We start from the raw sequence: 1,053 nt of genomic DNA on the forward strand, positions 1-1,053 counted from the left end.
AGCAGCAGCGGCAGCACCACGGAGTCGGCGTGGTCGGAGACCTCGCCGTAGGTGCGCAGGACGACGGTCTCGCCCGTACCGGTCTCCGAACCGACCCGCACCTCGGCGTCCAGCCGCGGCCGGGTGCGCTCGCGCGGGGTGCGGGCGTGCCGCTTGATGACGACCAGCATGCGTGAGGGATGCTCGTGCGAGGCCTCCTCGGCGGCCCTGATCGCGTCGTAGGCGTTCTCCTCGTCGGTGACGAGCACCATCGTCAGGACCATGCCCACCGCGGGGGTGCCGATGGCGCGGCGGCCCCGCACCAGTGCCTTGTTGACCTCGCTTGCCGTGGTGTCGGTCAGATCGATCTTCATGGCCTGCGCCAGCTCCGTCCGTCTCGTGCGAGCATCTCGTCGGCTTCCGCGGGTCCCCAGCTGCCCGAGACGTACCGGGCCGGTCTGCCGTGGGACGCCCAGTACTCCTCGACCGGGTCGAGGATCCTCCAGGACTCTTCCACCTCCTGATGGCGGGGGAACAGGTTGGCGTCCCCGAGGAGGACGTCGAGGATGAGCCGTTCGTACGCCTCCGGGCTGGCCTGGGTGAACGACTCGCCGTAGGCGAAGTCCATCGTCACGTCCCGGATCTCCAGGGAGGTGCCCGGCACCTTGGAACCGAAGCGCACCGTCATGCCCTCGTCCGGCTGCACCCGGATGACGACGGCGTTCTGCCCGAGCTCCTCGGTGGCCGTCGTGCCGAACGGCGAGTGCGGCGCCCGCTGGAACACCACCGCGATCTCCGTGACCCGGCGGCCCAGCCGCTTGCCGGTGCGCAGGTAGAAGGGGACGCCCGCCCAGCGGCGGTTGTCCACGCCCAGCTTGACCGCGGCGTACGTGTCGGTGGTGGAGTCCGCGGCGATGCCGTCCTCCTCCGCGTAGCCCCGCACCCGCCTGCCGCCCTGCCAGCCCGCCGCGTACTGCCCGCGCACGGTGTGCCGGCCCAGGTCCTCCGGGAGTCGCACGGCCCGGAGCACCTTCAGCTTCTCGGTGAGCAGCGACGCCGCGTCGAAGGAGGCCG

At 71.5% G+C, this 1,053-nt stretch carries 2 protein-coding genes; both read right to left on the reverse strand.

Annotation, left to right across the window (positions count from 1 at the left end; genetic code table 11):
* Nucleotides 1-353: glucose-6-phosphate dehydrogenase assembly protein OpcA (locus tag AOK18_RS26470; RefSeq protein WP_206281596.1), on the reverse strand; the 353-nt coding region annotated here is incomplete at its 3' end.
* Nucleotides 350-1,053, reverse strand: a 704-nt coding sequence (locus tag AOK18_RS26475) for a glucose-6-phosphate dehydrogenase (protein WP_167738748.1), incomplete at its 5' end; no start/stop codon positions are given. The genes AOK18_RS26475 and AOK18_RS26470, both read right to left, overlap by 4 nt.

The organism is Streptomyces prasinopilosus, assembly GCF_001419695.1.
In the GTDB taxonomy this organism is placed as follows: Bacteria; Actinomycetota; Actinomycetes; order Streptomycetales; family Streptomycetaceae; genus Streptomyces; species Streptomyces prasinopilosus.